This is a genomic window from Sphingomonas sp. BK069 (genome assembly GCF_014193405.1).
Taxonomy (GTDB): Bacteria; Pseudomonadota; Alphaproteobacteria; order Sphingomonadales; family Sphingomonadaceae; genus Sphingomonas.
This window is the reverse complement of record NZ_JACHZH010000009.1, coordinates 120,888-144,447: the sequence shown is the minus strand read 5'-3', so window position 1 is coordinate 144,447 and position 23,560 is coordinate 120,888. Positions and strand designations below refer to the sequence as shown.

Here is a 23,560-nt window from a genome sequence, read left to right as displayed (position 1 = left end):
TTGTCGGCCGGGTCGAACAGGTTCTGCCCGCCGGTCTGGCGCTGTCCGCGCGTCAGGGCCCCCAGGCTGTCGAGCCGGCGGGCGATCGTCGAGGTGAAGCGCAGCTCGCCCTTGCAGTCGGTGGTCACCGGCCGGAACAGCGGTGTGGAGGCCTGATGTGTGCGGTGGGTACGGCCGAGCCCCTGGATGGCGCGATCGGCGCGCCAGCCCGGCTCAAGCAGGAAGTGGACGCGCTGCTGCTGGTTCTTGGCGTCGAGGCTGGCGTGGTACGAGCGCCCGGTCCCGCCCGCGTCCGAGAAGACCAGCACACGCTTGGTGCCGGCCATGAAGGCCGCCGCCTCAACTTGGCTGGAGCGGCCGGAGCGCGTCTCGACCTTCTGGCGCCCGTCCGAGGTCGGCACGAGCCGTTTGGAGCGACCGGTCACCTCGGCGACATCGTCGGTGCCGAAATGCTCGATCAGCGCGTCGAGCGCCGACTTGATCGGAGGCAGGCCGCAGATGTGCTCGAGCATGGCGTCGCGCGCGGCGATCGCGTCCGGATTGTAGACCGGGTGACCTGCTTCGTCAGTCATCGGGCGCGAACGCACGTTGCCGGTGTCGTCGCTGTAGGTCTCCATCTGGCGCGTGGGGAACGCACGCTGGAGGTAGTCGGCGATATACTCGGTCGGTGACAGGTCGATCGTCGGATCGGCGCGCTCCTCGGCTGACATCTGACCAAGCCTGCGGTCGAGGATCGCCTCAGCCGTCGTCACCAGTTGCAGCACGACCGATTGGTCGGCCTTGAGATGCTGTTCGATCGCTGCGATGACCGTCGGCAGCTTCATCGCGAGGAGAACCTGGCCGAAGAAGCGCTGCTTGCACGATTCCAGCCGCGAACGCGCGGCCGCCTTGGCGCCGCTGTTGAGCGTGCCGCCCTCGAGTGCGTCGACGACGTCGGTGAGCTTCAGCGCCTCCTCCATGTTCTGAAGGATCACGCTCCAGGCGTTCGCGTAGGTGTCGTAGATCTCGATCTGCTGGGGGGTCAGCTCGTGCTTCAGCACGTCATACTCGACGCCGGCGAAGCTGAGCGCGCGCGCGGTGTAGAGCCCGAGCGCCTTCAGGTCGCGCGCGACCAGCTCCATCGCGGCGATCCCACCTTTGCGGATCTCTGAGATGAACGCTTCGCGGTTGGCGAACGCCGTCTCGGGTCCCCATAGGCCCAGCCGAACCGCGTACGCGAGATTGTTGACGTCCGAGGCGCCTGTCGCAGAGGCGTAGAGCACGCGCGCGTCAGGGAGGTGGTTCTGGAGGAGGACGCCACAGATCCCCTGCTGTGAGCCCTCCTTCTTGCCGAGCGCGCCCTCGCCGCCCGCTACGCCACCCATCTCGTGCGCCTCGTCGAACGCGATAACGCCGTCGAAGTCGGGCCCGGCCCAGTCGAGGATTTGCTGCAACCGGCTGTTGTCGGTCCGCATCGAGCGAAGCGTCGGGTAGGTAACGAACAGCACGCCTTCGATGAGGCGGATCGGCTCGTCGATCTTCCAGTTGGAGACCGGCTGCACGTCACCGGCGAGACCGCCGAGCGCCGACCAGTCGCGTCGCGCGTCTTCGAGCAGCGGCTCGTTCTTCGTCACCCAGATGTGGCGACGCCGGCCCTGCAGCCAGTTGTCGAGGATGCAGGCGGCGACCTGGCGGCCCTTGCCGGCGCCGGTGCCGTCGCCGAGGAAAAAGCCCTTGCGGTAGCGGCGGCCCTCCTCGTCGATGGCGAGGCCGACGCCTTCCTTGGCGGGCTTGAAGGTGCCCGGCAGAAGCTGGTTCCAGGCATGTCCGGCGTAGATCACGGTCTCGAGCTGAGAGTCCGACAAGAGGCGGTCGGAGACGGTGCGCTCCGGCAGCAGCGGGATGTGCGCCGGGACCGGGGCGGGGATCGAGCCCATCGCCACGGATTCGACCAGGGCCGTCGGGTGCTCTCCGGCCGCTTCGAAGCCGATCCGGCTCGGCCGGTACGGCAGATAGACACCGACCTGATCGGCCAGCGGAGCCGGCGCGGCCAGCGTCGTATAGCCGACCGGCAGTACCGCGTTGCGGACGGGAGCATGGTAGGTTCGCGCGACGGCTGGCGTCGCTGCGCGTGCGGCGCCGAACAGGGTGACGACGGGCGGCGCCGGCTTCGCCACGGCCGCATCACTCACGAGCTCGGCTCGGGCAGGTACGGTGATCGCGTCGAGGAAGTCTAGAACAGCCCGGCGCTGGATCACTGTGTGCGACGTCCCGCCCGTGACCTTGTCGATGACGTAGAGCCTGACCGCGATGTCGGTGCCGTGCTTGCGATAGCAGCTCTCGAGCCGCAGCGAGGTGCGCACCGTGCATCCTGTCAGCACCGCCTCATAGGCGGCCTTGAGTTGGGCACTCGGGGCGAACCAGTCCGGCATGATGGCCACGACGCGGCCGCCCTTCGCGACCCGGCGGATGGCGGCCTGCAGATGCCGCAACGCGGCCAGGTTGTCGGCGCCGCGGCCGACGCTCCGCGAGAACGGTGGGTTCATCAGCACGACCGTTGGCCGTTCCAGCGAAGCGTGCAGGCTGACGAGGGCAGCGCCGTCGTGTCCGGTGATGATTGCGTTGGGGAAGACGCTTGCCAGCCGTTCGCGGCGCTTGGGATCGATCTCGTTGAGCTGCAGCCCGGCGTGATGCGGCACCTGGACCGCCAGCAACCCGTTGCCCGCGCTCGGCTCGAGCACGATGTCGTCCGGTCCAACCGCCGCCATCACTGCCGCGAGTGCGCCGATGTCGATCGGAGTCGAGAATTGCTGAAGTTCGATCTGCTCTTCGCTGCGGACCGTCTGCGTCGGCAGGCGATCCATCAGCGCCGCGGCATGCGGCACGCCTGCGAGGGTCCCGAGCGGGTAGGGCTGGCGCGCGACGTGCAGCGCAAGAGCATGCTCGAGCATCTCGAAGCTGTCGCGCTGCGTCCAGCGGCCATCCGCGTCGCTCCCGCCGAAGGCTGCGCTCATGGCGTTGTTGAGGTCGCGTCGCGTGATCGGCGTTTCGCCGGCGAGCAGCTCGGCGATCGTCAGCGCGGCCGGTCGGTCAGTTACCGGCGGCAGGTCGAGAAGGTCGGACATGGAAGGCTCCCTTGGTCAGGCTGCCATCCGGCAGCTCACCGCCTTCCTCCCCCTCCCCTCTCTCTCGCCTCGAGCGCCTCGGCCCAATCGTTGAACGGCGCGGGGGGAAAGTCCGCTTCGATCACCCGCTCGTCGGTCGCATAACGGGCTGCGCTACGCGCGACCGAGCGCCGTCCGGCCAGGTCGTTGTCGCCGGCGAGGATCAGCTTCGTCACCGTGGACGGGATCGTCAGTACGTCGAGTCGGCGCGAGCCGAGCGACGCCCAACACGGCAGCCCGCGCAGCAGCGACCAGGCGCGGGCGGTCTCGAAGCCTTCGGCGAGGCCGATAGTGGGAGCGAGGCCACCCCCGCGCCATGCGCCGGTGCCGAGCGTCCCAAGCGTCGCCTTTTCGGTGTAGGCCGCACTGGCGGGGTCAAGGAAGATCCGCTGGAACGCGACCAGGCGCTGCGCTTCACGAACCGCCACGAGGAGGGCGGGCTTGAACACCGTCCGCGGCTTAGGGCCGAGCGGGCATCGCGGATGAAAGCGGACGTCGGTCGGCAGCGGCAGAAGGAAGCGCGAGGCAAGATAATGCTCCGCGCAGGTCCCTGGCACCGGGCGAGCCTCGTTCCATAGCCTGTCGATGTTCGCCGTTCCCGTCGCCCGAGCCGGTTCCGGAGCCTGATAGCGACGCCCTAGTGAGATACGGTCGAGCTCACGCAGCACATCGATGGGGTCGCAGCCTGCGAAGCACGTGACGAGCAGCCCGCGGTCGCCCTGGCGAAGCGAGAGGCTGGGTGTAGCATCAGCGTGCGCAGGGCAGCGGCACGTCGCCACGTTACCGTGCCAGGATCCTCCGAGCGCCCCGACGAGATCCACCAGCTTCTGCGACGGACGGTTGGCAATAATGGCCATGGCTTGCCTCCATCAGCACTTCGCGGCGGGGACGCCGGCGATGGTGTAGAGCGCGACGGATTCGTCAGCGAAATAGGCTGCGATCAGCTCAGCGTCGTTGTCGCTGTCCGATGCCTCGGGTGTTTGCTCACGGACGTAGTCCGCCAGCGCCTCGCGTGCGGCCTGTTCGGTAGGATGGAAGGCGACGATGTCCTTTCGGCCACGGTCGCGGATGACAAGCACGATACGTTGCATGGTGGAGAGACCCCGTGCCTGGGCGGCGGTGACGCAGCCCGTATTGAAGGGAGAACAAGGCCACCCGAGCAGCCCGCTCCTTCCCTCCCTCTCCGCTCCATCTCTACCCCTGTAGAATGGGGTGCTACTTAGTGCCGGTCCGTTTACCGGGTGCTAAAGCCTGCACTCGTAGGCTGCCTTGGAACTAGAATCGATCGGCGCCTGTTTGTCGACACGCGCTTTCTAAAAGAGGTGTGGATGTCGCAGTTTTCGGCCGTCGAGATTGCCAATTGGATCGCAATCTACCTGGCGGCCGGCATCTGCTGCGCCATCGCGATGGCGCTTTCAGTCACTGTGACGTTGCAAGGGCTCTGGAAAGACAAGATCTGGCAGGATGCCCGTACTGTTCGCGGCGCAGTTCTTCTTCTGCCTAAGGCCTGGTGGCGCTGGCAGAAACTGTATCTGTTGTCGACCCCGGTTACGCTCGGCATCGTCGGCTCCTTTGCCGCGACGATGAGTTGGTCCTGATCCGCTAAAGCGCGAGCGCCGCGGCGATCCGGGCAGGCGCTGCCTCATCCTCAATGTCAGCGGGAGTGAGGCTTAGCAGTTCGCCGATATGGCGCATTCGTGGGTGCGTGATTGCCTTGGCGGCGTGATAATCATCGGTGTCGAAGCCCATTGCCTCCACCACGATCGTGCGCAACTCGCCCGTCACCCGCGATCGACCTTCAAGCAAGAAGTCAGGCCGACATGGGCCGTCAGGCGTCATCGTATCGAAGAGCGGCTTGCCGATCGCGAGGTCGATGCCCTTGCTGCGGAGCATCCGCTGCGTCTCGAGGATCCGCTTGAGAACCTTCCGCTCGAAGTCGGACTCGACCGGTACGAACAGGCGCCCGCTGTAGATCGGCTGCGCGTAGGCGCGCAGCGGGGCGTAGCCGTGCGCCTCCGGGTATTCGCCGGCGACCACCAGCACGAGGAAGGGCCCGCTGATGCGGTTGCCGCGGATCGAGGGCGACTGGACGCGGTTCGCGATGTGGACCGGTAATCCGTCTGGGACGTGGATCTCGTGACCTTGGACGGCCGGCGCGTAGAGGAGCACGAAACCTTGCGGTGCGTGCGCCTTGGGCCAGTTCGGCGCGAGGCTACGCAGCGTCGCATAGACGACATTAGCCTCGAGCGGCCGGGCGTGGGTCCAGAGCGCCCGCGCCAGCTCGATCCCTGGCGCAATCTCGATCTTGCCAGCGGCGCGCAGGATGGCGGCAAACCCTTCCTTGATCGACCAGTCAGGGCCGGCGCCTAGCGGAGGCACGCTGTTCGAGCCGGCGGTTTCCATCAGCCGCCAGAGGAGACGAGCAAGCCGAGGGGTCGAGGCGTTGCGTGTCCGATCGTCGTTGCTGTCCTCCTCGGGACGCTGAGAAAGCTTCTCCGGCGCCGGCCGCAGCACCTCGAAGAACCCCGCCGGTGGATCCGTCGGTGTGGCGTGGGAGCGCACCTCCGTGATGCGGTTGGTGACCTGGTCGCGAAAAAAAGGGCACTCCGGGCGATGCTCCGGCCGCTTCTCGCTCGTCAGGCGCCGCAGATAGTAGGTTTCGGCCTCCGACAGGAACGCAGGCGTGAGGATAGGTGGGCGCTTGTCCGCGCCGAGGCAGCTGCAAGCGATCCATCGATGGCCGATGCGTGCGTTCTGCACCAGCGTGATCCCGGCCTGCTCATCGTGGAACGAGCCCTCGCCCACGTACCATCGCACCAACGCCTCCCGGAGTTGAGGCGGAAGAGGGATGCGATTTGGGCCTTGTCCGTCAGTGTCGCGATGGATCAACCACATGCTCGAAGAGACCTTCCGGCACGGTTTAGAGGGCAGTTTCGGCCCGGTTGGCCGTCTTGACAAGCTCGAATAGCTTCTGCCCACTCCTCTGAAGCGACGATTTCAGGAGGTTATTGTGCGGCGAGCGATCGTTCGAGCGGCCCTAATAAGCGTGGTGCTGACCGGGACGGCGCAGGCCGCGAACCGGAAGCAGCAGTCGTCCAGACGTGTCGAGTTGATCTCGATGACTGCTTTGCCGACGGTGGACAGTGACGCCGTCGTGGCTCCGACATCAGACGTCGGGGTAGATGCGGCTTTTCCTGCCGAGTTCGCCGTCCACGATCTCAGTCGACGGTACGTCGAGTTTCGTATGAAGCGCCAGCTGGCGGGTCTCGTAGAGGCCCCTCCTGTGTCTCAGGCCTCATTTGCCACGATCCCCACGTCGTCATCGATCGCGGTCCCTGGCTGGATGCGCGCAAATATCCAGACGGTCGCCACGCCCGCCTTCGTTCCAGGTTGCGCGCCACTGGCTTACCGACCGTCGGGATTCCTCTCTCGAGAGGCCGAAGGTCGACGCGCTGCCTATTACGGCATGATGAGCTCGATCGCTTGCGAGCATGGTATCCCGACGGGCCTGTTCGACGCGATGATCATTCGGGAAAGCCGCTACAATCCGCTCGCCGCCTCGCCGAAGAATGCCTTCGGCTTCGCGCAGCTCATGCCCGGCACCGCGGCTGGGCTCGGGGTTGATCGCCTCGATCCGTACCAGAACATGCGCGGTGGGGCGCGTTACCTGCGCCAGCAGCTCGACAAGTTCGGCCGGGTCCAACTGGCGCTCGCCGCCTACAATGCCGGTCCTGGTCGTGTTCGTGACGGTCTCGTGCCCCGAATCGCGGAAACGCAGGCTTATGTCACCGACATCATCGCCAACTGGTCACGGCTGACCGCTGCACCGGGATCGCCGACGTTGCGCTCGACACTGCCGTCCTCGCCTTATCGTACCGTCGGCCTCTCCCAATTCTAAGCTGTCCGCAAGCGCTGTCCTCGGCATGACGGACAGCAGAAACCGCATGCTCCCCCTAGGGAGCACCGTGACGGCGTAGCCGGCACGTCCGAGCGTTTCCGTGATCGGTGGACGTTGTGTGTCGTTGTTCTTTTCCGCGGGTTCTCAAGCGCGTTGGCCGACTAGGCCAACACCGATCCGCCTTTAATATATGAATCTGTTAGCGGTTGAGCATCTAGTTGAACTTCACGCTCTCGACGATCGATCCCAGCTCCCAACATGGCAAGAACCTTGCCCATCGGGCCCGTGACCGTCGCCTCGGCAAACTCCTTGCACGAGAGCGTCGCGAGCATTGCCTTTGTTTCCTCGGCGCGATCACAGGCGAGCTGCTCCTGATCGACGGGAAGCGGCGCGGGTCGCATCCAGCGGGGGAGCATCGCAATGACAGCCTTGGGTAGAAGCACCCGATAGGCGTTCGACGTCTGCTCATAGCGGGGGCCTGGGCCCGAGGTGTCGATGCGCTTGCACCGGCGCTGCTTCAGAATGAAGCCGTTCTCCTCGAGGATCGGAAGGGCACGCTGGATGGTCGACCGGCCGAGGTGCGTACGCTCAACCAGATAATCGTAGGTCGGGAAGACGCGCCCGTCGTTCAGGCGCGCGAGGGTGAGAAGCTCCTCGAAGACGCGCACCGCCGTGGCAGTCAATCGCGCCTGGATCCGTTCTGCACACGACAGCTTGCGCTCTCCCTTGCGAGCGATCCGTCGCAGGCCGTTGGCATTGTCCAGCGCCTTCCTGGCGCCGCGTAGCATTCTGTCGGTATCGCCGGCTGCCAGCCGCGGGAAAAACGCGTCCTCGAAGGTCCCCGCCTCGATGCTGTTCGCGCGCACGGCCGCTCCGGTCCGGTGAGGTGCGCCGGAGCGTCCGCCTTTCCCCCCAATCGGCATGCCGGAGAGCGCCGCCAAGGCGGCTCCTCCGATGTGTATAGCTTCCACGTTCCACCCTCCTTCTCGGAGGCCGGGACCAGGCAAAGCGATAGCGTGGCGCGAAACGCGCTCCCTTGAACCGAGGCTCAGAAACTCGTATATCGGGAGGGTAGTGCTCTCCCGTTCACGCTTGCCGGCGTGGACATATGAGTTTCAGGGTGCCCGGCCTTCGTGCCGGGCATTCGTTTATGTGGTCACAGCCGATCCTATTGTCGTGCGACGCGAGAAGTGCGTCGTCGTTTGGCAATGTGCCGCACGACGCTGGCTCGCGAAACACGCGAAATTCGTGCTTTCGGCGACATGAGACGACTAATATTCGTGCTTTCGGCGACACGAAGCCCGTTTGTGGCGCTCGCGCTGCTTATCTCTTCGTGCTTTCAGCGACACAAAGCGTCGCGCGCGATCTTCGCGGTTCGCGTCTGCGAATCAGCGAGGATCAAGAGCTGAGCCGTTTGCTCATGCCCTCCGGAAGGATTTTCACGACGTACTCACGAATTGTACGGCCTGCTGGCGTTGTAGTCGCTCGTGCCTCGTCTTCCTCAAGCACGAAACGAAAGCCCGGTATGACGTCAGCTTCAATGATCTTTGTCAGGTCGTACTTGAAGTGGCGCAAGCTCGCTTGATAGCCCAGCTGAAGGCGAAGGTCGTCGAGGGCGACGGAAACTGGCCCATCAACGCATAAAGACCTCGAGACTTCGTATAACCGTCGCTCGACCGGACCAAGCTCAAAGTAACTTGGTGCATATTCCAAGACATGGCGATCGACCATGATGGCGCGGTACAGCCAGTCGCACAGCCGCACTTTGATCGACTTAAGCCGCTTTTCGCCAGTCGGGCTCTTTGTGTATTGGAGACTCGCGGCCTCCAACCAGGAGAAGAAGCCCTCCTCACCTGAGCCACCCGCTTCGATGTTGGTCTTTATCTGCGTACCCTGTAGCCGCTCGAGCGCGTCGGAAAGCCTACTATATGAGCGCGACGAGCTATTGATGCCTGTAACCCTGAAAAGGTCATTGGCTGTAAATTGAAAGGTCTGGCCAACCCTTTGCCCTGCGTCGAGCTTGGAGACCATAAGGCTGGCGATGTAGAGCAAGATTTCTTTGTCGTAGATGGTTGCGACGCCTTTTGGTCCCGGCCCGATCTCGATCGAGACCTCATCTGTTCGATAGGCGAGCGGCTTTGTCCAAGCCGCTTTCGTCAACGCGAAAAATGGGTACGCCATCAGCGACCTCTCACCCTGGACTCCACCAAGCAGCGGACTATCGAGCGAGAAAAGCTCGCCTTGCTTTTCCTCGGGCATATTCAACCTGCTCTCTTCTGGGGCATCTTTTGAGATCTGTGCGATCTCGTAGCCTGATTGTTGGTGAGCCATGACGACCTGTCGCATCCTGAGCTCGTGTCGCTGAAAGCACGAACCCCGCCAGCCTCGTGTCGTTGATAGCACGAAGCGGGGATGCGTTGTGTCGCCGAAAGCACGAGGATCCGGCTCTCGTGTCGCTGAAAGCACGAACGCATCACGCAGAAGCGGACGATTTTCGGCGCTTTTGCCTGCCGCTGTGGCCGTATGCGCCCCTCGGCTAACCGGTCTTCGTGCTTTGGGTGACGGGAGCGGCGCCGGAGCGCCTGTCTCTTCGTGCTTTCGGCGACACGAGCGGGCGCGGTGCGGTTGAGTGTAGGTGCGGGGATCTGGATTACTGCGACGTAAGCCATGCCCCGTTCGTAGCAGGGCGGACGGCCATCCTCAAATCCGTAGCGCGCCCTCAGGCCAGCAATCAGCCGGCCTACCTTCCTTCGACCCTCTCACCTCTGTGCTCAGGGTCCCGGAAAAGTGAGCGGCCACCGAGCAGTGCTGGGCGGCCATACCGGTAATTCCTCTTTAGTCCTCGAAGCCGTCAGTTTTCCGTCGAAGACGAGCTACAGCGGTGTACCGATCGCCTAGTAGTCGAACCACCAAGCCTCGAGCTGCTGTACCATGTTCCCTGCGTACATCGTTCAGATCAAGGCCATCAACCGCCCGAATAACGGTAATAACCTCCTGCGGCAGGCCATTATTCATCTCGCACAGCATGGCCGCGACACGGATCACCTCATCGAAGGTGATGTCGCTCACCGACGCGAGAACCTCTCGTGCGTAGAATGCCTCGTTCCGATCGATGCCAAGCGCGTCTAGGACAACCGTCATCTCAGGCACACGGAGCGGAATCCGCTTGTCTATGTCCCGATGAAGCCCTTCATGAAGGCGAGACTTCTTAAGTCCGGTGCTTACTGCGAGATTGCGAACGCTGACACCTGCGATCTTCATCCGCTCGATTACGTAGTCTTCTAACTCAAACGACTTCTTTACTTCCTGCGTGGCCCCTCCCGCAGGCATCCGCGTCGGATCCCCCATCGCCCATCTCCCGGCTGGTACAGCATTGCTAACCTTTCGCATTCCGGGATGGCAAGCGTGCCGTTAACGGCATTTTAGAAATTACGTCCGCTCCGGAGGAAAGGGTATGACGTTCGTGTTTTTACGCTTTAGGCTTACACGATATGCGTCCGCCTCGGAAGCAGTAAGACCGAGCTTGGTCAGCAACTCCGTTGCATTTCGCTCTATGACCAAGTCGAACATGACTAATGATAGCGCATCCTTCAGAACAAGCGTTTGCCCCAGCGCCTCAGCCAGAACCTCGGCAGCCTTCTCAAGCGAGGTCGCACTTGTTTCAAGAATCGTCACGTTCAATGGGACGTCCCCTTCGCTCGGTATGATGCGAAGATGCTCACGCATGTCCTCAGCGTCGTAACTTTCCGCGAGGTCATTAGCTCTTTCAGCTCGGCTATTTATAACCTCGCCGAACGAGCAGAACTCAAGAACCTTATTGGAATGGAGCCTGACGCTCTCGGTGCTCAGCCGAAAGAAATACTCTGATACCGAAAATCGAAGCGCCTTCTCCGCCGTCACGATCGAGAACCTTTGTTTAGCGAGCTAGAGGTTCATGCTTTTCTTCCACCGCGGGCCTCTAACTGCAAGGCCGTAAGCGCCCCTAGGCCTACGATTCGGGGCTGAGCGAAGAGAACCCGTTCTGCTGTCCGGCTATTCCGGACAGCTGTCCGGCAGGAGCGGACAGCTGTCCGGCCGGCGTGGACAGGTGTCCGGCCGAATCGGACAACGGCACCTGTAAGCCCGCACGGGCACGCGAAAACTGACGAGGAACTAAAAAATTCCTCATGTTCCGGATGGTTCCCCGCGAACGCGGTTGCTGCTCGGAATCATCCTGAGCCAGCCTTCCTTTGGGCGCGCTGAAATGCGCTCAGCCAAAGGAGACTCTGTTATGAAGACCCTGCTCAAGATGGGCCGTCGCGCCGAGACGGCCGCGCTGGCGACCCTCGGCGTCGCGGCCGCCGCGGTCGTGATGGCCTCGCCGGCCTTCGCCGGTGCCGACGGCACGTTCAACACCGCGCTGGATGCCTTCACCGGCTTCCTCGAGGGTTCGGGCGGCAAGATCATCACCGTTCTGTCGCTGGCCGGTGGTGTCGTCGGTCTCGCGTCGGGCCGCTTCTCGCTCGGTCAGGTCGCGATCCCCGTCGGCGTGGGCGTCGGCGCCGGCACCGGCGTGCCGATCGTCACCTCGACCGTCACCGCAACAATCTGACTCGACCCGGGGCCGGCGGAGATAGCAGCTCCGCCGGCACCGTCACTGAAGGTGGCGTGATGTCAGCCGACAAGTACGTGATCCCATCGCACCTCGACGATCCTGAGCTCATCGGCTTTTGGACGCTGGACGAGTTCCTCGCGATGGTCATCCCCTTCACCTGGGGGATCCTGTCCCAACACATCGTCATCGGGATCGGCTTGGCCGTCTTGGGATGGTGGGCGCTTCGACGTGCCAAGGCCGGACGGGCGACTTCGTGGCTGATCCACTTGGCGTATTGGCACCTGCCCGGCGGGTTCCCGTCGCTCAAGGCCACGCCACCTTCCTACCTCCGACTGATGGTGGGCTGACATGGATTTCTCCTACCAGCACGCGCAGAGCCAGCGCGTCCTTCGCCAGCGCAATCTTCTCGGCATGACCGCCCTTCTGCTGGCCGGCGCCGTCGCGCTCCTCCTCCTTATGTCCGCGACGCGCAGCCGCGAGATCGTCCTGCAGCCGGTCCTTGGATCGCCGGTGACCGTCTCCAGCTCCGGCGTGTCGCGCGAGTATCTCGAGCTGGTCACCCGCGACACAGCGGTGCTGACGCTCAACCGGTCCCCGGGTAGCCTGGATTATTGGATGAAGTCGGTCCTCGCGATCGTCTCCCCCAAGTCGCAGGGCGCCATCAAGGCCGACCTCCTCAAGATCGTCAGCGAGCAGCGCGGCTCGAGCATGAGCCAGTTCTTCACGCTTGAGGGCATGGAGATCGACGCCAAGCACCTGCAGTCGACCGTGACCGGCAAGCTCAGCACCGTGGTCGGCCAGAAGGTGGTCTCGAGCGAGCCGCGCACCTTCGTCTACGACTGGGAATATTCGGGCATGAGCCTGAAGCTGGTCGGCTTCAGCATGGTCCAGCCCAAGGGCAAGCTGGGAGGCGCGCTGTGACCGCCTCGCTCTACGCCTTCGGCAGCGCCGCACTCGGCACGATGCTCGCCTCGCGGACGATGTGCTGGCTCAGCCGCGTTGCCGGCGCTGCGCTCATCGCCATCGCCGTCTTCGTCTTTGCGGCTCCCGCCTTCGCGGCTGGCGACCAGACGCTGATGGTAGCGGACGGTGCGCAGGTCGCCTGCACCGCCTCGGCCAAGGACCTCACCCGCATCAGCCTCGTCGGCGACGAGTTCGCCGGCGTGTCCAAGATCAACACTGGCAACCCGTCCGACGACTTCTCGGTCGTCAACGAGCCGGTGCGCGGCGACATCTACCTGTCGGTGCCGGAGGGCTTCAACCGCCAGACGCTGTCGTTCTTCGGCACGTCCAAGCGCGGCTACGTCTACAAGTTCGCTTGCCGCATCGCCGGCGACCAGGCGGTGCAGGTGTTCCTCTCCAACCCCGCGATCGCCAAGGCGGATGCGGTCGAGGCGGCGCCGACCAAGGTCGCGGCCGCCTCGTCGCCCGAGGATGCCGCGGTGTCGCTGGTGCAGGCGATGTACGCCAACAAGTCGGTCGACGGCTACGAACTGCGCCAGCGCTCCTTGAAGCCGGTCTACGTCGGCGACCTCAAGGTCCAGATGATCTCGGAGTACCGCGGCGAGGCGCTGACCGGCCGCGTGCTGCGCATCGAGAACAAGGGCTCGCAGGAAAAGGTCCTGACAGAGGCGCAGGTCGCGCCGTCGAGCGCCCTCGCCGTCTCGATCGCCGAGCCCAAGCTCGCGCCGGGTCGGGTCACGACCGCCTACCTCGTCTCGCGGAATGGAAACTAAGCCATGGCTTTGAAGGACATCTTCTCGCGCAGCCGCAAGCCGCTCGACGGCCCGGAGGCCGGCGCGGCTGGCGACGGCGTCTCGCCGATCGCCTCCGAGCTCGACGGCAACACCGAAACCAAGAAGAAGCAGCGCATGCTCCTTGCCGGGGTCGGTGCGGTCGGCCTGGTCGCCTCCTCGTTCTGGATCTTCGGCGGTGAGGACGGCGCCAAGAAGGTCGACCCGGACAAGCCCGAACAGGTGAAGGTCTCGGTTAGCGACATGGCCAACAAGACCCTCTCCGAGCAGGAGTGGATGGCGCTTTCGGAGAACCGCTTCCAGTCGGCCGAGAACCAGCTGAAGAGCGTCGACGGCACCAATGCACGGGTAGCGCAGCTCTCCCAACAGCTGGACGCCATGCGGGCGCAGAACCAGTCGATGTCGGCCGATGGCCAGCGCGTGCTCTCCGCCTACCAGGCCGAGAACGAGCAGCTGCGCCGGCAGGTCAACGAGCGCGCCGCAACCCCGCCCCCGGTCCCGGCCGGTCCGCAAGCAATGTACGGCCCGGGCAGCGCCGCGGTGTACGGCCGTGGCGCCGGCGCGCCGGCTGCCGGTCCGGACCTGTCCGCACCTCGCCTGAGCGAAGTGAAGATGGTGTCGTTCAGCTCCACCGATCGCGGCACTGCGTCCAAGATCGCCAAGGGCAGCACGGTCTACACCGACAGCCCCAACTACCTGCCCGCGAACAGCTTCGCGACCGCCAAGGTCATCGTCGGCGTCGACGCCGCGGCGGGCGTGAACAGCCAGACCGACCCGCTGCCGGTCGTGCTGCGCATCACTGGGCCGGCGCGCTCGGTGCTACAGAACGGCAAGCTGCTCACCACCAAGATCCAGGGCTGCCTCATCAACGGCGCCGCGCGCGGCGAGTTGTCGAGCGAGAAGGTCTACATCAAGCTGCAGAAGATGACCTGCCCGCAGCCGGGCGGCCGCTATGCGGAGTCCGAGGTGAAGGGCTTCATCGCGTTCGGCGGCAAGACCGGCGTGCGGGGGCGCGTCGTCAGCCGCGAGGGCTCGCTGGTGAGCCAGGCCTTCCTCGCCGGGCTCGTCGGCGGGATCGGACGCGGGTTCGCGGCCAACACCAACATCGCACTGCAGCCCGGCAATGTCGTGCTCGCTAACGGCAAGCGCCAGCAGCTCGGGCTCGGCGACATCGCACAGGGAGGTGTCGGCAACGGCATCGGCGAGGCCGGTGACATGGTCTCCAAGTACCTGATCGAGCGCGCCGAGCAGTACCAGCCCGTCATCGAGATGCCGACCGGCGTCGACGTCGAGATCGTCTTCCTGGAGGGTGTGTATGTCCGCAACTGACAGCCGTGCTCGAGGCCGCTTCGAAGGCTTCATGAGCCCGCATCTCATCATCGTCTACGGGCTCGTCATCGCGCTTTCTGCCCTCGTCGGCGTGACGGCCTTTGGCGGCATGCGGTCAGGCAGCCATTCCATGGCTCCCTGCTCGGAGGGCCGCACGACGACACCCGCAGGGACGCCGTCGCGCAGCGCCGAAGCGGCTCTCCAGCCGGCTCGCATCCTGCTGCCCATCGCCGCTCATCTTCCGTCGATCCGGATCCCGGGAGCTGTCCATGTCCGCAACTAAGCAGCGAATGCGCCGACTTAGTCGGGCGTTTTTCGCCAACAGCCTGGTCCAGATCCCCGTCTTCGCGGCGCTAGTTGCCGTGGCGAGCGTGGCGGCGATGAAGGCCTATGGCGGCCTCCGGTCAGCCGGCCATTCCGTGGCCCCCTGTTCTGAAAGCGCCACGGCCGCAGCGGTAGGGCTATCGCGCAGCGCCGACGTGGCTCTCCAGCCGGCTCGCATCCTGCTGCCGATCGCCGCTCATCTTCGATCGATCGGAATCCTGGGAGCTGTCCATGTCCGCCATTGATTACATCGCCTTCTGGCGTCTTCGTCCCCGCTTCATCGCGACCATCGCAGGCTGTGCCGCTGTCGTTGGCGTCGGTGCTGCGGGCGCCGCGGCCGACCTTGGCATCATGGCGCCGTCGAACGAGAAGGTTGCCGCGCTTCTCAAGGCGCGTCTGCCGCGGACCACCGTCTCCAAGGTCGACTGCGGCGTGGTCGATGGGCTCTGCGAGGTGACCGCGGGCAGCAACCTCTTCTATGTCGACCGCTCCGGCCGCTACCTCATGATCGGCCGGGTCTACGACATGGAGACGCGGCAGGACCTCACCGCGACCCGCCTCCTCGAGATCAACCCGGACACCCTCATCGGCGGGGCGGCCAAGGCCAACAACGCGGCCAGCAGCGACGAGGCGCCGCTGACGCGCGGTGCCGGCGCGTCGCCCTCGGCACCCGCGTCGCCACAGCACCTCTCGCTCACGAGCCTGCCGGCAACCGGCGCGATCGTGTGGGGCAAGTCGGCCGGCAAGACGGTCACCGTCTTCAGCGACTTCCGCTGCGGCTACTGCCGTGCGCTCTCCAACACGCTGCGCACCATGAACGTGCGCGTCGTGGAGCGGCCGATCTCGGTGCTCGGGAGCCGCGACCTCGCCAATCAGGTTTATTGCGCCAAGAACCGTGAGGAGGCGCTGCACCAGGCCTACGCCGGCGAGCCGCTGCGCAACGCCGGCACGTGCGACACCTCGGGCCTCGACGCCAACGAGAAGTTCGCGCGCGCGCATGGACTCTCCGGCACCCCCGTCATCGTCCGATCCGACGGTGCGATGATCGAGGGTTACCGGCCCAAGGAGGCGCTGGCCGCCTTCATCGAGGGAGGACGGTCGTGACGCCCACCAAGCTTGGAGCGCTCGCGCTCATTCTCGCCGGCACCGGCCTTTCCAGCTGCACGACGCTGGGCGGCAACATCAAGGGCAACTTCTCGTGCATCGCGCCGGACGGCATCTGCGCGCCGAGCTCGACCATCGACGATCGCGCGCTGGCGATGATCGCAGGCGAGGACGGCGACCGCATGATTACGCCGGCCGGTCCCTATAGCGCGCCGGCGACAGACGATCGCGGCGGCCAGAGCATCGCGGCCCGCAACGTTGCGGGCGGCTTCCAGTCCGCCGCGGCCACGCCGGCGCGCAGCCAGGAGCGCGTCCTGCGCATCGTCTTCCCGGCGCAGATCGACGCCGCGGGGCGCCTGCGCGAGCAGACCGCGATCCATGCCGTGGTTCAGCGCGGCGAGTGGCAGCGCGAGCTCGCCAGCAACGCCGTCGCCACCACGCCGGCCGAGGTCGCGAGCGCGGCAGGTGGCGACACGCTCCTCGCAGCGGTCGACCGCGCGGATCCTCCGATCACCGGCGATACGGACGTGGGCGTGGATCCCGACATGCCGAGTGCGGCCGCGGTTGCCGCGGCGCGCGCGCCGGTCGACCCGGTCGGCAACATCAAGGATCAGGTCGCCCGCCAGCTTGCGCGCAATCCGCGTCGGATGCCGGCCTCGACGACGCCGGTCTATCGTCAGCCGCGTGCGCCGATCGCTGTTCCCGCGGCGCCGACCAGCGCTCGCGCGATCACTCCTACGCCGCGCCCTTCCCCAACCGCGCCACAGGCGCGCACGGCCACGACGCAGGCGGTCGGCACCCCCAAACCTGCCACCCCTTCGCCCTCCGCATCTGCCCGCCCTGCGACGGCGCCAACGGCGACGTCGGCGATCACGGTTCCGACGCACGCCACCCAGGCCGGTCGCACGGCACTCGCGGCAGTCAGCGCCAACCCCGCGATCCGCGCCGGTCTCGCGCGGGTCGAGCCGGAAGCGCGTGAGGCGGCGAAGGTAAACGGTGTCATCCCGGTGCTGCGCGCGCCCTCGTTCCCTGGAGTCGATCAATGAGCTTCCTGAGCGGCCTGTTGGCGACGATCCTCGGCGATAGCGCCAAGCCCGAGGGCGGGCGTCCCGATACCGCGGTGCCGCGGTTCGTCCACTGGCTGCCGTATCGGAGCTACGATCCGAAGACCCAGATCTTCTACAACAGCGGCACGCGCGGCTTCGTCCTTGAATGCACGCCCATGATGGGCGCGACCGAGCAGAGCCACGAGATGCTCGCGCAGTTTCTGTCGGAGGGCATCCCGACGCCCGGCGCGCTGCAGGTGCATGGCTGGATGAGCCCGCGCATCAGCGAGCTGCTCTCCAAATGGTATCTGCCGCGCTTCTCCGCGGCTGGCGTCTACGAGCGCATGGCCAAGCACCGCACCGATTATCTTCTCGACGGCGTGTGGAACTCGCTGTCGACCGCCGCGCCCTTCCACATGCGCAATCATCGCCTCGCGCTCTCCTACTCGACCCCGGAAACCAGCCGCGTTTCCAACGAGGAGATCGTCTCCGTCATGGAGGGGCTCGCCTCGACCCTGGAATCGATCGGCGTCCACTCGCGGCCGATGGATCCCAAGGCGCTCATCACCTGGATCGACGACCTGACCTCGCCGACGACGGCGCCGGGCGACGACATGATCTCCTACAATCCGTTCGATCCGATCGCCGACCAGGCGGTGCGTCACGACCTCGAGATGAAGATCGAGCCGGATCGCATCCTGCTTCGGACCGAGCGCTTCCGGCCAACCGGCAAGACGGTCGATGATGCGCCCGAGATTGGCGAGATCTATCCCGATACGTTCGACGTGCGCTCCTTCTCGGTACGCAACCTGCCGCAGCGCTGGGCGCCATGGGACATGGCCAAGCTCATCGGTGACATGTTCGCCGACAAGCTGCGCATGCCCTGCCCGGTCTCGACCAACCTGTGCCTCGACTTCCCCGACGCGGAGGCCGAGGGGCAGCGCGCCGGTCGCAAATTCATGCGCACCACCAGCCTCGCGGACTCCAAGTCGGCGCGCATGCTGCCGCAGCTGAAGGACCAGTCGGCCGAGTGGAAGTTCGTGAAGGACGAGCTGCGCCAAGGCCGCAAGCTCGTGCAGGCCTTCTACTCGGTCACCTCGTTCAGCCCGAAGGGCAAGGGGGACTCGAACGAGCGGACGCTGAAGTCGGTGTACCGCGCCGCGGGCTGGGACCTGCTCGACGACCGCTACCTGCAGATCCAGGGCCTGCTTGCCGCCATGCCGATGACGATGGCCAATGGCTTGTCGTTCGACCTCAAGAACATGAAGCGCATGCGCACGGTGCTGACCACCACCGCGGCCAGCCTCATGCCGATGCAGGGCGAGTATCTGGGCGGCAACCAACCACACCTCATGCTGGTCGGTCGCCGCGGCCAGCCCTTCTTCTGGTCGCCGTTTGAGAACAGCGCCGGCAACCACAATGTCGCGGTGTGCGGCAAGTCGGGCTCGGGCAAGTCGGTCGCGCTGCAGGAGCTGTGTGCCTCGATGGTGGGTGCCGGCGCCAAGGTCGTCGTGATCGACGACGGCCGCTCCTTTGAGCATTCGGCCAAGCTGCAGGGCGGTGCCTTCGTCGAGTTCACGATGGCATCGGGCTTCTGCATCAACCCCTTCGCCATGATCGATCCGACGCTCGCGGGGCAGGACGAGGACTACCTCATGGACTGCTTCGCGATGCTGAAAAGCATTGTGAACCAGATGGCGCGCCACATCGACAAGCTCAACGACACCGAGCGCGGGTTGATCGACGGCGCAATCAACAAGGTCTGGGCCGAGAAAGGGCGCAGCGGCTGCATCGACGATGTGATCGCCGCGCTCGAGGAGACCGGCAATCCGGTCGCGACCGATCTCGGCATCGCTATGCGGCCGTTCTCGAGCGCCGGCACCTATGGCCGGTTCTTCACCGGCGACGTGTCATTTGAGCTGAAGGCGAACCTCACCGTCTTCGAGCTATCGGACCTGTCCTCGCGCGAGGAGCTCCGCTCGGTCGCGCTCACCGCGATCATGTTCATGGCGAGCCAGGCGATGCGCCGTGAGGACCGCTCGGTGCCCAAGGCGCTGCTCCTCGACGAGGCGTGGCAGATGCTGAAGGGCGGCTCCATGGCCGACTTTATCGAGGCCTATGCGCGTACCTGCCGCAAGTACGGTGCGTCGCTCGTCACCGCCACGCAGAGCATCAACGACTATTACAAGTCGGACGGCTCCAAGGCGGCGCTAGAGAACAGCGACTGGTTCGTCGTGCTGCAACAGAAGGCCGAGACCATCGCAGACTTCAAGAAGCACGACCGCTTTGAGATGGACGATCACACCGACGCGCTGATGCGCTCGCTGAAGCGCAACGGCGTCGAATATTCCGATGTGCTCATCAAGGGTCCGGAGTCGATGGCGGTCGGTCGCCTCGTGCTCGATCCCTATTCGGCGACCGTCTTCTCGTCCTCGCCGCGCACCTTCGCGGCCATCCATGACCTGCTGCACCAGGGCCTGACGATGGAAGAGGCGATCGAGCGCGTCGCCTACCCAGAGAACCCCGAGAAGTGGAGCGACGTCGCCGACGACCAGCTCCCGATCGCCGCGGAGTGACCCTCATGGCAACGCATCCCGATCGCATCGTACCACTTTCGCCGCCCAGGCCCGCCGCGCGCACCGATGCCGGCTTTCTGCTCTACTTCGGCCTGCACATGGCAGGCTTCCTCGCCACCACGCTGCTGATGACGTGGGGCGTGTTCGTCCTCTTCTTCCTCGTGCTGGGCGGCTTCTCGCTCGACGGCATGATGAACCACCTCGAGAACATGACCAGCCGCTACCTCGCGGCAGGCCCCGCGCGCGTCGACCAGTTCAAGATCACCGTCGGCATCGTCCACATGATCGTGTCGGGCGCGCTCATCTTCTTTCGCCGTCACGCCATCCTGCCGCGTGATCCGGCCGCCAAGGAGCCGCGCGCATGACCGACGATAACGATTTGAGTGCGCCGATCACGCCTCAGCCTGCCACCGCGGCCCCCGCCCCGACGCCCGTATCCGCCACGATCGCGCCCTCACGCCGCGCCGTTTTCGCCGGCTACACCGCGCAGCAGCTGCTCCTCGGCACGGCTCTCCTCGTTGCGCTCGTCTGGGCGATGTGGATCACCAAGGCGGTGACTGCGGAGAAGCCGCAGCACATCGTCAAGGCGGACCTGTCCAAAATCGTCGGCGAGTACGTCCAGGCGCAGGCGCGCAGCGCGACCCCGCCCGAGCAGGTCCAGTCGCAGATGCGGACTTTCATGGCGTCGCTCGACGGCGAGCTGCAGCGCCGCGGCGCCGCTGGCCAGGTGGTGCTCGTCGGCGAGGCCGTGCTCTCGAAGAGCGTGCCCGACATCACCGCCGAGGTCGCCAAGGCGGTCTATGCCTCGGGCGTGAAGGTGCCGCAGGCGGCCTCGCCGACCCAAATGGGTGCGATGCTGCGCGGCCAGGCACCGATCGCGCCTGTCGCGCCCGCCGCGGCGCCATCGCCGGTCGAGCTCGCACAGGCGCCGACCGCCGTATCGCCGGACTCGCCGTTCGGACCGATGCCGACGGTCGACGCGGGCGTTGCAGCGCCTGCGCCCGACATGGCGGCTCAGGGCGCCAGCGTCTCGACCTTCGGTGGTCCCGGTGGCCAGTAAGGCTGTTGCCCTCTCGGCGCCGGTCGCCGGCGAGCGCTTCCGGCCGCGCAAGCGGCTGTGGGCGGCGCTCGGGCTCTTCACGGTAGGTGGGCTGTCGCTGAACGCGCTGGCGAGCTGGCGCGAGAACCACGCGCTGCTCATCAACTCCTCGCAATCGCTGCCCAACTGGGCCTTCGTGATCCACAAGACCGCGAGGCCCGCGCGGGGCGAGTACGTGTTCTTCGTGCCGCCCAAGGCGCCGCTGGTGGTGCGCCACTTCGGCGCCAAGAAGCAGATGTTCGGCAAGATCGTCTACGGCATGCCCGGCGACCTGGTCGAGCATCGAGGTGCCGACGTCATCGTCGCGGGCAAGCTCGTGGCGCGCATGAAGCCCGTCAGCAAGTTCGGCGAGCGTCTCGTGCCCGGGCCGACGGGCGTGATCCCGCGTGGCTGCTACTTCGTCGGCAGTCCGCACAAGGACGGCTTCGACAGCCGCTATGCCGCGATCGGCTATGCCTGCACCGCCGCGATCGTCGGCGTTGGAAAGCCGATCCTGTGAAGCGCGCGCTCGAGTCCGTCGCCATCGTGGCGCTGCTCTCGATATCGCTGACCTCGGCGACCCGCGCGCGCGATCACGGCGTGGTCGGCCAGGTCTTCCCGATCGTGGAGCCCGACCTGCTGGCGACGATCGAGGCCAAGCTGCAGCGCCTGCAGGCGGACGGCGAGATTGACCGCATGAACGCCGCCTTCGCCAAGCGGACCGAAGCGCGCGTTCGCCGGCCCAAGCCGGTCGCGGGCATCACGCCGGCGTCGGAGGCGCGCACCTGGGCCTACGATCCCACGATCACGATCGAACGCGACGTGCAGGATCAGAAGGGCAACTACATCGCGCGCCGCGGGCAGACGGTGAACCCGCTCGACTTTACCGCCGTCACTCAGGCGCTCGTCTTCGTCGACGGCGACAACGACGCCGAGATGGCGTGGGCGACCACGACATACAGCGACCTCAAGGCCAAGATCATCCTCGTGAGCGGCTCGCCGATCGATGAGATGACCCAGCGTCAGCGCCGCTTCTACTTCGACCAGGAGGGCCGGCTGACCGGCAAGCTCGGCATCCGCCACACCCCCGCGGTCGCCGTCCAGGACGGCCGGGTCATGAAGCTCTCCGAGATCAAGCTGAAAGGGAACAGCTGATGCCGCTCTGGCTCGACATGATGAAGACGCCGATGGCCGCGCCCGAAACCGACGAGCTGCGCGGCATGCGCCGGACCTTTCAGGTGCTCTGCGTCGCCTCCGCGCTCGGCGTGCTGTCGATCAGCACGCTGGTGCAGCTGTTCGGCCGGGCAGCGTCGTTTGCGGTGGCCGCCCTACTGGCGGTAACCGCACTCCACACGACGCTCTACGTGTTCCGGAAGAACCGCGCCGACAACGCTTTCCTCGCGGCTGCGGTGTCGGAGGAGGCATGAGCAATCTTCCGCCCTTGAACGACGAAGCTGCCCTGAAACGGCTGCGCGCCTTCGAGGCCGTTGTCGTCTGGCTCGGGTGGTACAACGTTATCCATCTCACCTTCGTGTGTGTCGTCCTCCTTCGCCTCATCGCGGAGCGTCTTGGACTGGCAACGCCCGAGGTCACCACGAGCACGATGACGATGATCGGCGCCCACGCGGCCGTGCTGCTGGTGGCCTACGTCTGGACGAGCCGTCGCTTGGCCACGCAGCGGAGCACCCGGTCGTGAAGGCGCTGCGCCTCCTCACCCTCGCTCTCTTTGCCTTCGCCCTGTCGGCGGTGCTGAGCCCGCGCGCGGAGGCGCAGTCGAAGTGCACCGGCAAGTTCGTCAACCCGATCACCGATGTCTGCTGGTCCTGCCTGTTCCCGCTCTCGGTGGGTGGGTTAAAGATCTGGCCGAGCAATCGACCCGACACCGACAACCCCAACCTGCCGGTCTGCGCCTGCGGTTCGCCCGTTCCGCGCATCGGCATCGCGGCCGGCTTCTGGGAGCCGGTCCGCCTCGCAGACGTATCGACCAAGCCGTGGTGCTTCGTGAACCTGGGTGGGACCAAGATCTCGCCCGGCTTCGACATCGGGCAGGGCCAGCTCTCCGGTCCCTCGCTAACCGGCGGCAACGGCGCGAACACGTCCAAGTGGCATGTCCACTGGTACGTCTACCCGCTGCTCTACTGGATGGAGATCCTCGCCGATTTCGCCTGCTTCGAGCAGTCGTCGTTCGACATCGCCTACATGACCGAGGTCGACCCGCTCTGGCAGGATGACTCGCTCACCGCGCTCATCAACCCGGAAGCGGTGCTCTTCTCCTCGCCGATTGCGCAAGCCGCGTGCGCGGGCGACTGCATCGCGTCCACCGCCAAGCTGCCGCTCGACGCCACCTTCTGGTGCGCTGGCTGTCAGGGTCCGATGTACCCGGTTAACGGCAACATCGCCGCTTCGATCGGTCACGTGCAGGCATCGCGCCTCGCGCTCGCCCGCTTTGCGTTCAAGATCCACCGCGAGGGCCTCGCCTGGGGGACGATGGGCTCCAAGGGCCTGTGCAATAAGTACCCGATGCCGGTGCTGAAGAAGCAGCAATACCGCGTCCAGATGACCAACCCGATCCCGACCGTCAGCGGCAAGGCGGCATGCTCGCCGCTCGGCGCGTCGACGATGCCGCCGCAGGCAGGCCGCTCCTACCCCGTGAAGGGCGAGGACATGGGCTACCTCGTCTGGCGCAAGCGCAACTGCTGCGTGCTGTGAGGAGA

Annotated in this window: 26 protein-coding genes; 18 read left to right on the top strand and 8 right to left on the bottom strand. The window is 65.6% G+C overall.

Going from position 1 to position 23,560, the window contains the following annotated elements; all coding sequences use genetic code 11:
- The 3 genes from FHY02_RS19990 to FHY02_RS19980 form a co-directional block, all read right to left on the bottom strand.
- The coding region (locus FHY02_RS19990) for a strawberry notch-like NTP hydrolase domain-containing protein (RefSeq protein ID WP_183925538.1) at positions 1-3,104 on the bottom strand (3,104 nt) is incomplete at its 3' end.
- Between the two features lie 35 nt (positions 3,105-3,139).
- Entirely contained in the window at positions 3,140-4,000 is an 861-nt protein-coding gene (locus tag FHY02_RS19985; RefSeq protein ID WP_183925536.1) for a toprim domain-containing protein, read from the bottom strand.
- Between the two features lie 12 nt (positions 4,001-4,012).
- Positions 4,013-4,234, bottom strand: a complete 222-nt coding sequence (locus FHY02_RS19980) for a hypothetical protein (protein ID WP_183925534.1) — start codon at positions 4,232-4,234, stop codon at positions 4,013-4,015.
- Positions 4,235-4,471: 237 nt separating this feature from the next.
- Here FHY02_RS19980 and FHY02_RS19975 point away from each other — a divergent pair, with 237 nt between their 5' ends.
- The gene (locus FHY02_RS19975; RefSeq protein ID WP_183925532.1) at positions 4,472-4,741 is read left to right on the top strand and encodes a hypothetical protein; all 270 of its coding nucleotides are present in this window, start codon (positions 4,472-4,474) and stop codon (positions 4,739-4,741) included.
- Between the two features lie 4 nt (positions 4,742-4,745).
- Here FHY02_RS19975 and FHY02_RS19970 read toward each other — a convergent pair whose 3' ends face one another.
- Entirely contained in the window at positions 4,746-6,038 is a 1,293-nt protein-coding gene (locus FHY02_RS19970) for a hypothetical protein (protein ID WP_183925530.1), read from the bottom strand.
- A gap of 115 nt (positions 6,039-6,153) precedes the next feature.
- Between FHY02_RS19970 and FHY02_RS19965 the strand changes: the two genes are divergently transcribed.
- Positions 6,154-7,041, top strand: a complete 888-nt coding sequence (locus FHY02_RS19965; RefSeq protein WP_311731891.1) for a lytic transglycosylase domain-containing protein — start codon at positions 6,154-6,156, stop codon at positions 7,039-7,041.
- 161 nt (positions 7,042-7,202) lie between these two features.
- On the opposite strand, the gene FHY02_RS19960 is transcribed toward FHY02_RS19965, so the two are convergent.
- The 4 genes from FHY02_RS19960 to FHY02_RS19945 all read right to left on the bottom strand — a co-directional run bounded on the left by FHY02_RS19960 (position 7,203) and on the right by FHY02_RS19945 (position 10,941).
- Positions 7,203-7,982 (bottom strand): helix-turn-helix domain-containing protein, encoded by a 780-nt coding sequence (locus tag FHY02_RS19960; RefSeq protein ID WP_260173015.1) that lies wholly within the window; start codon positions 7,980-7,982, stop codon positions 7,203-7,205.
- Between the two features lie 457 nt (positions 7,983-8,439).
- A complete protein-coding gene (locus FHY02_RS19955; protein WP_311731890.1) occupies positions 8,440-9,387 on the bottom strand; it encodes a replication initiator protein A in 948 nt (315 codons plus the stop codon).
- Between the two features lie 489 nt (positions 9,388-9,876).
- On the bottom strand, positions 9,877-10,389 hold the full coding sequence (locus FHY02_RS19950) for a hypothetical protein (protein ID WP_183925528.1): 513 nt from the start codon (positions 10,387-10,389) through the stop codon (positions 9,877-9,879).
- An 81-nt stretch (positions 10,390-10,470) separates the two neighbouring features.
- Complete coding sequence (locus FHY02_RS19945; RefSeq protein WP_183925526.1) at positions 10,471-10,941, bottom strand: hypothetical protein; 471 nt, start codon at positions 10,939-10,941, stop codon at positions 10,471-10,473.
- Between the two features lie 370 nt (positions 10,942-11,311).
- On the opposite strand from FHY02_RS19945, the gene FHY02_RS19940 reads away from it, so the two are divergent.
- The 16 genes from FHY02_RS19940 to traU all read left to right on the top strand — a co-directional run bounded on the left by FHY02_RS19940 (position 11,312) and on the right by traU (position 23,555).
- On the top strand, positions 11,312-11,632 hold the full coding sequence (locus FHY02_RS19940; RefSeq protein ID WP_132910735.1) for a TrbC/VirB2 family protein: 321 nt from the start codon (positions 11,312-11,314) through the stop codon (positions 11,630-11,632).
- 59 nt (positions 11,633-11,691) lie between these two features.
- Positions 11,692-11,982 (top strand): type IV conjugative transfer system protein TraL, encoded by a 291-nt coding sequence (gene traL, locus FHY02_RS19935; RefSeq protein ID WP_159512612.1) that lies wholly within the window; start codon positions 11,692-11,694, stop codon positions 11,980-11,982.
- A 1-nt stretch (position 11,983) separates the two neighbouring features.
- Entirely contained in the window at positions 11,984-12,556 is a 573-nt protein-coding gene (locus FHY02_RS19930) for a type IV conjugative transfer system protein TraE (RefSeq protein WP_183925524.1), read from the top strand.
- Between the two features lie 41 nt (positions 12,557-12,597).
- On the top strand, positions 12,598-13,371 hold the full coding sequence (locus FHY02_RS19925; RefSeq protein ID WP_183925571.1) for a type-F conjugative transfer system secretin TraK: 774 nt from the start codon (positions 12,598-12,600) through the stop codon (positions 13,369-13,371).
- Positions 13,372-13,374: 3 nt separating this feature from the next.
- Positions 13,375-14,718 (top strand): TraB/VirB10 family protein, encoded by a 1,344-nt coding sequence (locus FHY02_RS19920; protein ID WP_183925522.1) that lies wholly within the window; start codon positions 13,375-13,377, stop codon positions 14,716-14,718.
- Entirely contained in the window at positions 14,705-15,001 is a 297-nt protein-coding gene (locus FHY02_RS19915; protein ID WP_183925520.1) for a hypothetical protein, read from the top strand. The genes FHY02_RS19920 and FHY02_RS19915 overlap by 14 nt, the downstream gene beginning before the upstream one ends.
- A 272-nt stretch (positions 15,002-15,273) precedes the next feature.
- Positions 15,274-16,146, top strand: coding sequence for a DsbC family protein (locus FHY02_RS19910; RefSeq protein ID WP_183925518.1), 873 nt, complete (start codon positions 15,274-15,276; stop codon positions 16,144-16,146).
- A complete protein-coding gene (locus FHY02_RS19905) occupies positions 16,143-17,192 on the top strand; it encodes a conjugal transfer protein (RefSeq protein ID WP_183925516.1) in 1,050 nt (349 codons plus the stop codon). Before FHY02_RS19910 ends, FHY02_RS19905 begins: the two co-directional genes overlap by 4 nt.
- Positions 17,189-19,768 (top strand): type IV secretion system protein TraC, encoded by a 2,580-nt coding sequence (traC, locus tag FHY02_RS19900; RefSeq protein WP_183925514.1) that lies wholly within the window; start codon positions 17,189-17,191, stop codon positions 19,766-19,768. The genes FHY02_RS19905 and traC overlap by 4 nt, the downstream gene beginning before the upstream one ends.
- Positions 19,769-19,773: 5 nt before the next feature.
- Positions 19,774-20,133: a hypothetical protein gene (locus FHY02_RS19895; protein WP_183925512.1), complete on the top strand. Its 360-nt coding sequence runs from the start codon at positions 19,774-19,776 to the stop codon at positions 20,131-20,133.
- Positions 20,130-20,828, top strand: a complete 699-nt coding sequence (locus tag FHY02_RS19890) for a TrbI F-type domain-containing protein (RefSeq protein ID WP_183925510.1) — start codon at positions 20,130-20,132, stop codon at positions 20,826-20,828. The genes FHY02_RS19895 and FHY02_RS19890 overlap by 4 nt, the downstream gene beginning before the upstream one ends.
- Complete coding sequence (locus tag FHY02_RS19885) at positions 20,818-21,366, top strand: S26 family signal peptidase (protein ID WP_183925508.1); 549 nt, start codon at positions 20,818-20,820, stop codon at positions 21,364-21,366. The genes FHY02_RS19890 and FHY02_RS19885 overlap by 11 nt, the downstream gene beginning before the upstream one ends.
- Positions 21,363-22,001: a type-F conjugative transfer system protein TraW gene (gene traW, locus FHY02_RS19880; protein ID WP_183925506.1), complete on the top strand. Its 639-nt coding sequence runs from the start codon at positions 21,363-21,365 to the stop codon at positions 21,999-22,001. Before FHY02_RS19885 ends, traW begins: the two co-directional genes overlap by 4 nt.
- A complete protein-coding gene (locus FHY02_RS19875; RefSeq protein WP_183925504.1) occupies positions 22,001-22,273 on the top strand; it encodes a hypothetical protein in 273 nt (90 codons plus the stop codon). Before traW ends, FHY02_RS19875 begins: the two co-directional genes overlap by 1 nt.
- Complete coding sequence (locus FHY02_RS19870) at positions 22,270-22,542, top strand: hypothetical protein (RefSeq protein WP_183925502.1); 273 nt, start codon at positions 22,270-22,272, stop codon at positions 22,540-22,542. The genes FHY02_RS19875 and FHY02_RS19870 overlap by 4 nt, the downstream gene beginning before the upstream one ends.
- Positions 22,539-23,555 (top strand): conjugal transfer pilus assembly protein TraU, encoded by a 1,017-nt coding sequence (traU, locus tag FHY02_RS19865; protein WP_183925500.1) that lies wholly within the window; start codon positions 22,539-22,541, stop codon positions 23,553-23,555. Before FHY02_RS19870 ends, traU begins: the two co-directional genes overlap by 4 nt.
- The last annotated feature ends 5 nt before the right edge of the window (positions 23,556-23,560 follow it).

Excerpts from the sequence above, each read along its gene's own strand:
- FHY02_RS19940 (WP_132910735.1), top strand. The coding sequence starts at position 11,312 with ATGAAGACCCTGCTCAAGATGGGCCGTCGCGCCGAGACGGCCGCGCTG.
- FHY02_RS19870 (WP_183925502.1), top strand. The coding sequence starts at position 22,270 with ATGAGCAATCTTCCGCCCTTGAACGACGAAGCTGCCCTGAAACGGCTG.
- FHY02_RS19950 (WP_183925528.1), bottom strand. The coding sequence starts at position 10,389 with ATGGGGGATCCGACGCGGATGCCTGCGGGAGGGGCCACGCAGGAAGTA.
- FHY02_RS19985 (WP_183925536.1), bottom strand. The coding sequence starts at position 4,000 with ATGGCCATTATTGCCAACCGTCCGTCGCAGAAGCTGGTGGATCTCGTC.
- FHY02_RS19925 (WP_183925571.1), top strand. The coding sequence starts at position 12,598 with ATGCTCGCCTCGCGGACGATGTGCTGGCTCAGCCGCGTTGCCGGCGCT.
- FHY02_RS19875 (WP_183925504.1), top strand. The coding sequence starts at position 22,001 with ATGCCGCTCTGGCTCGACATGATGAAGACGCCGATGGCCGCGCCCGAA.
- FHY02_RS19975 (WP_183925532.1), top strand. The coding sequence starts at position 4,472 with ATGTCGCAGTTTTCGGCCGTCGAGATTGCCAATTGGATCGCAATCTAC.
- FHY02_RS19930 (WP_183925524.1), top strand. The coding sequence starts at position 11,984 with ATGGATTTCTCCTACCAGCACGCGCAGAGCCAGCGCGTCCTTCGCCAG.
- FHY02_RS19915 (WP_183925520.1), top strand. The coding sequence starts at position 14,705 with ATGTCCGCAACTGACAGCCGTGCTCGAGGCCGCTTCGAAGGCTTCATG.
- FHY02_RS19910 (WP_183925518.1), top strand. The coding sequence starts at position 15,274 with ATGTCCGCCATTGATTACATCGCCTTCTGGCGTCTTCGTCCCCGCTTC.
- FHY02_RS19890 (WP_183925510.1), top strand. The coding sequence starts at position 20,130 with ATGACCGACGATAACGATTTGAGTGCGCCGATCACGCCTCAGCCTGCC.
- FHY02_RS19980 (WP_183925534.1), bottom strand. The coding sequence starts at position 4,234 with ATGCAACGTATCGTGCTTGTCATCCGCGACCGTGGCCGAAAGGACATC.
- FHY02_RS19970 (WP_183925530.1), bottom strand. The coding sequence starts at position 6,038 with ATGTGGTTGATCCATCGCGACACTGACGGACAAGGCCCAAATCGCATC.
- FHY02_RS19920 (WP_183925522.1), top strand. The coding sequence starts at position 13,375 with ATGGCTTTGAAGGACATCTTCTCGCGCAGCCGCAAGCCGCTCGACGGC.
- traL (WP_159512612.1), top strand. The coding sequence starts at position 11,692 with ATGTCAGCCGACAAGTACGTGATCCCATCGCACCTCGACGATCCTGAG.
- FHY02_RS19895 (WP_183925512.1), top strand. The coding sequence starts at position 19,774 with ATGGCAACGCATCCCGATCGCATCGTACCACTTTCGCCGCCCAGGCCC.
- FHY02_RS19955 (WP_311731890.1), bottom strand. The coding sequence starts at position 9,387 with ATGCGACAGGTCGTCATGGCTCACCAACAATCAGGCTACGAGATCGCA.
- traC (WP_183925514.1), top strand. The coding sequence starts at position 17,189 with ATGAGCTTCCTGAGCGGCCTGTTGGCGACGATCCTCGGCGATAGCGCC.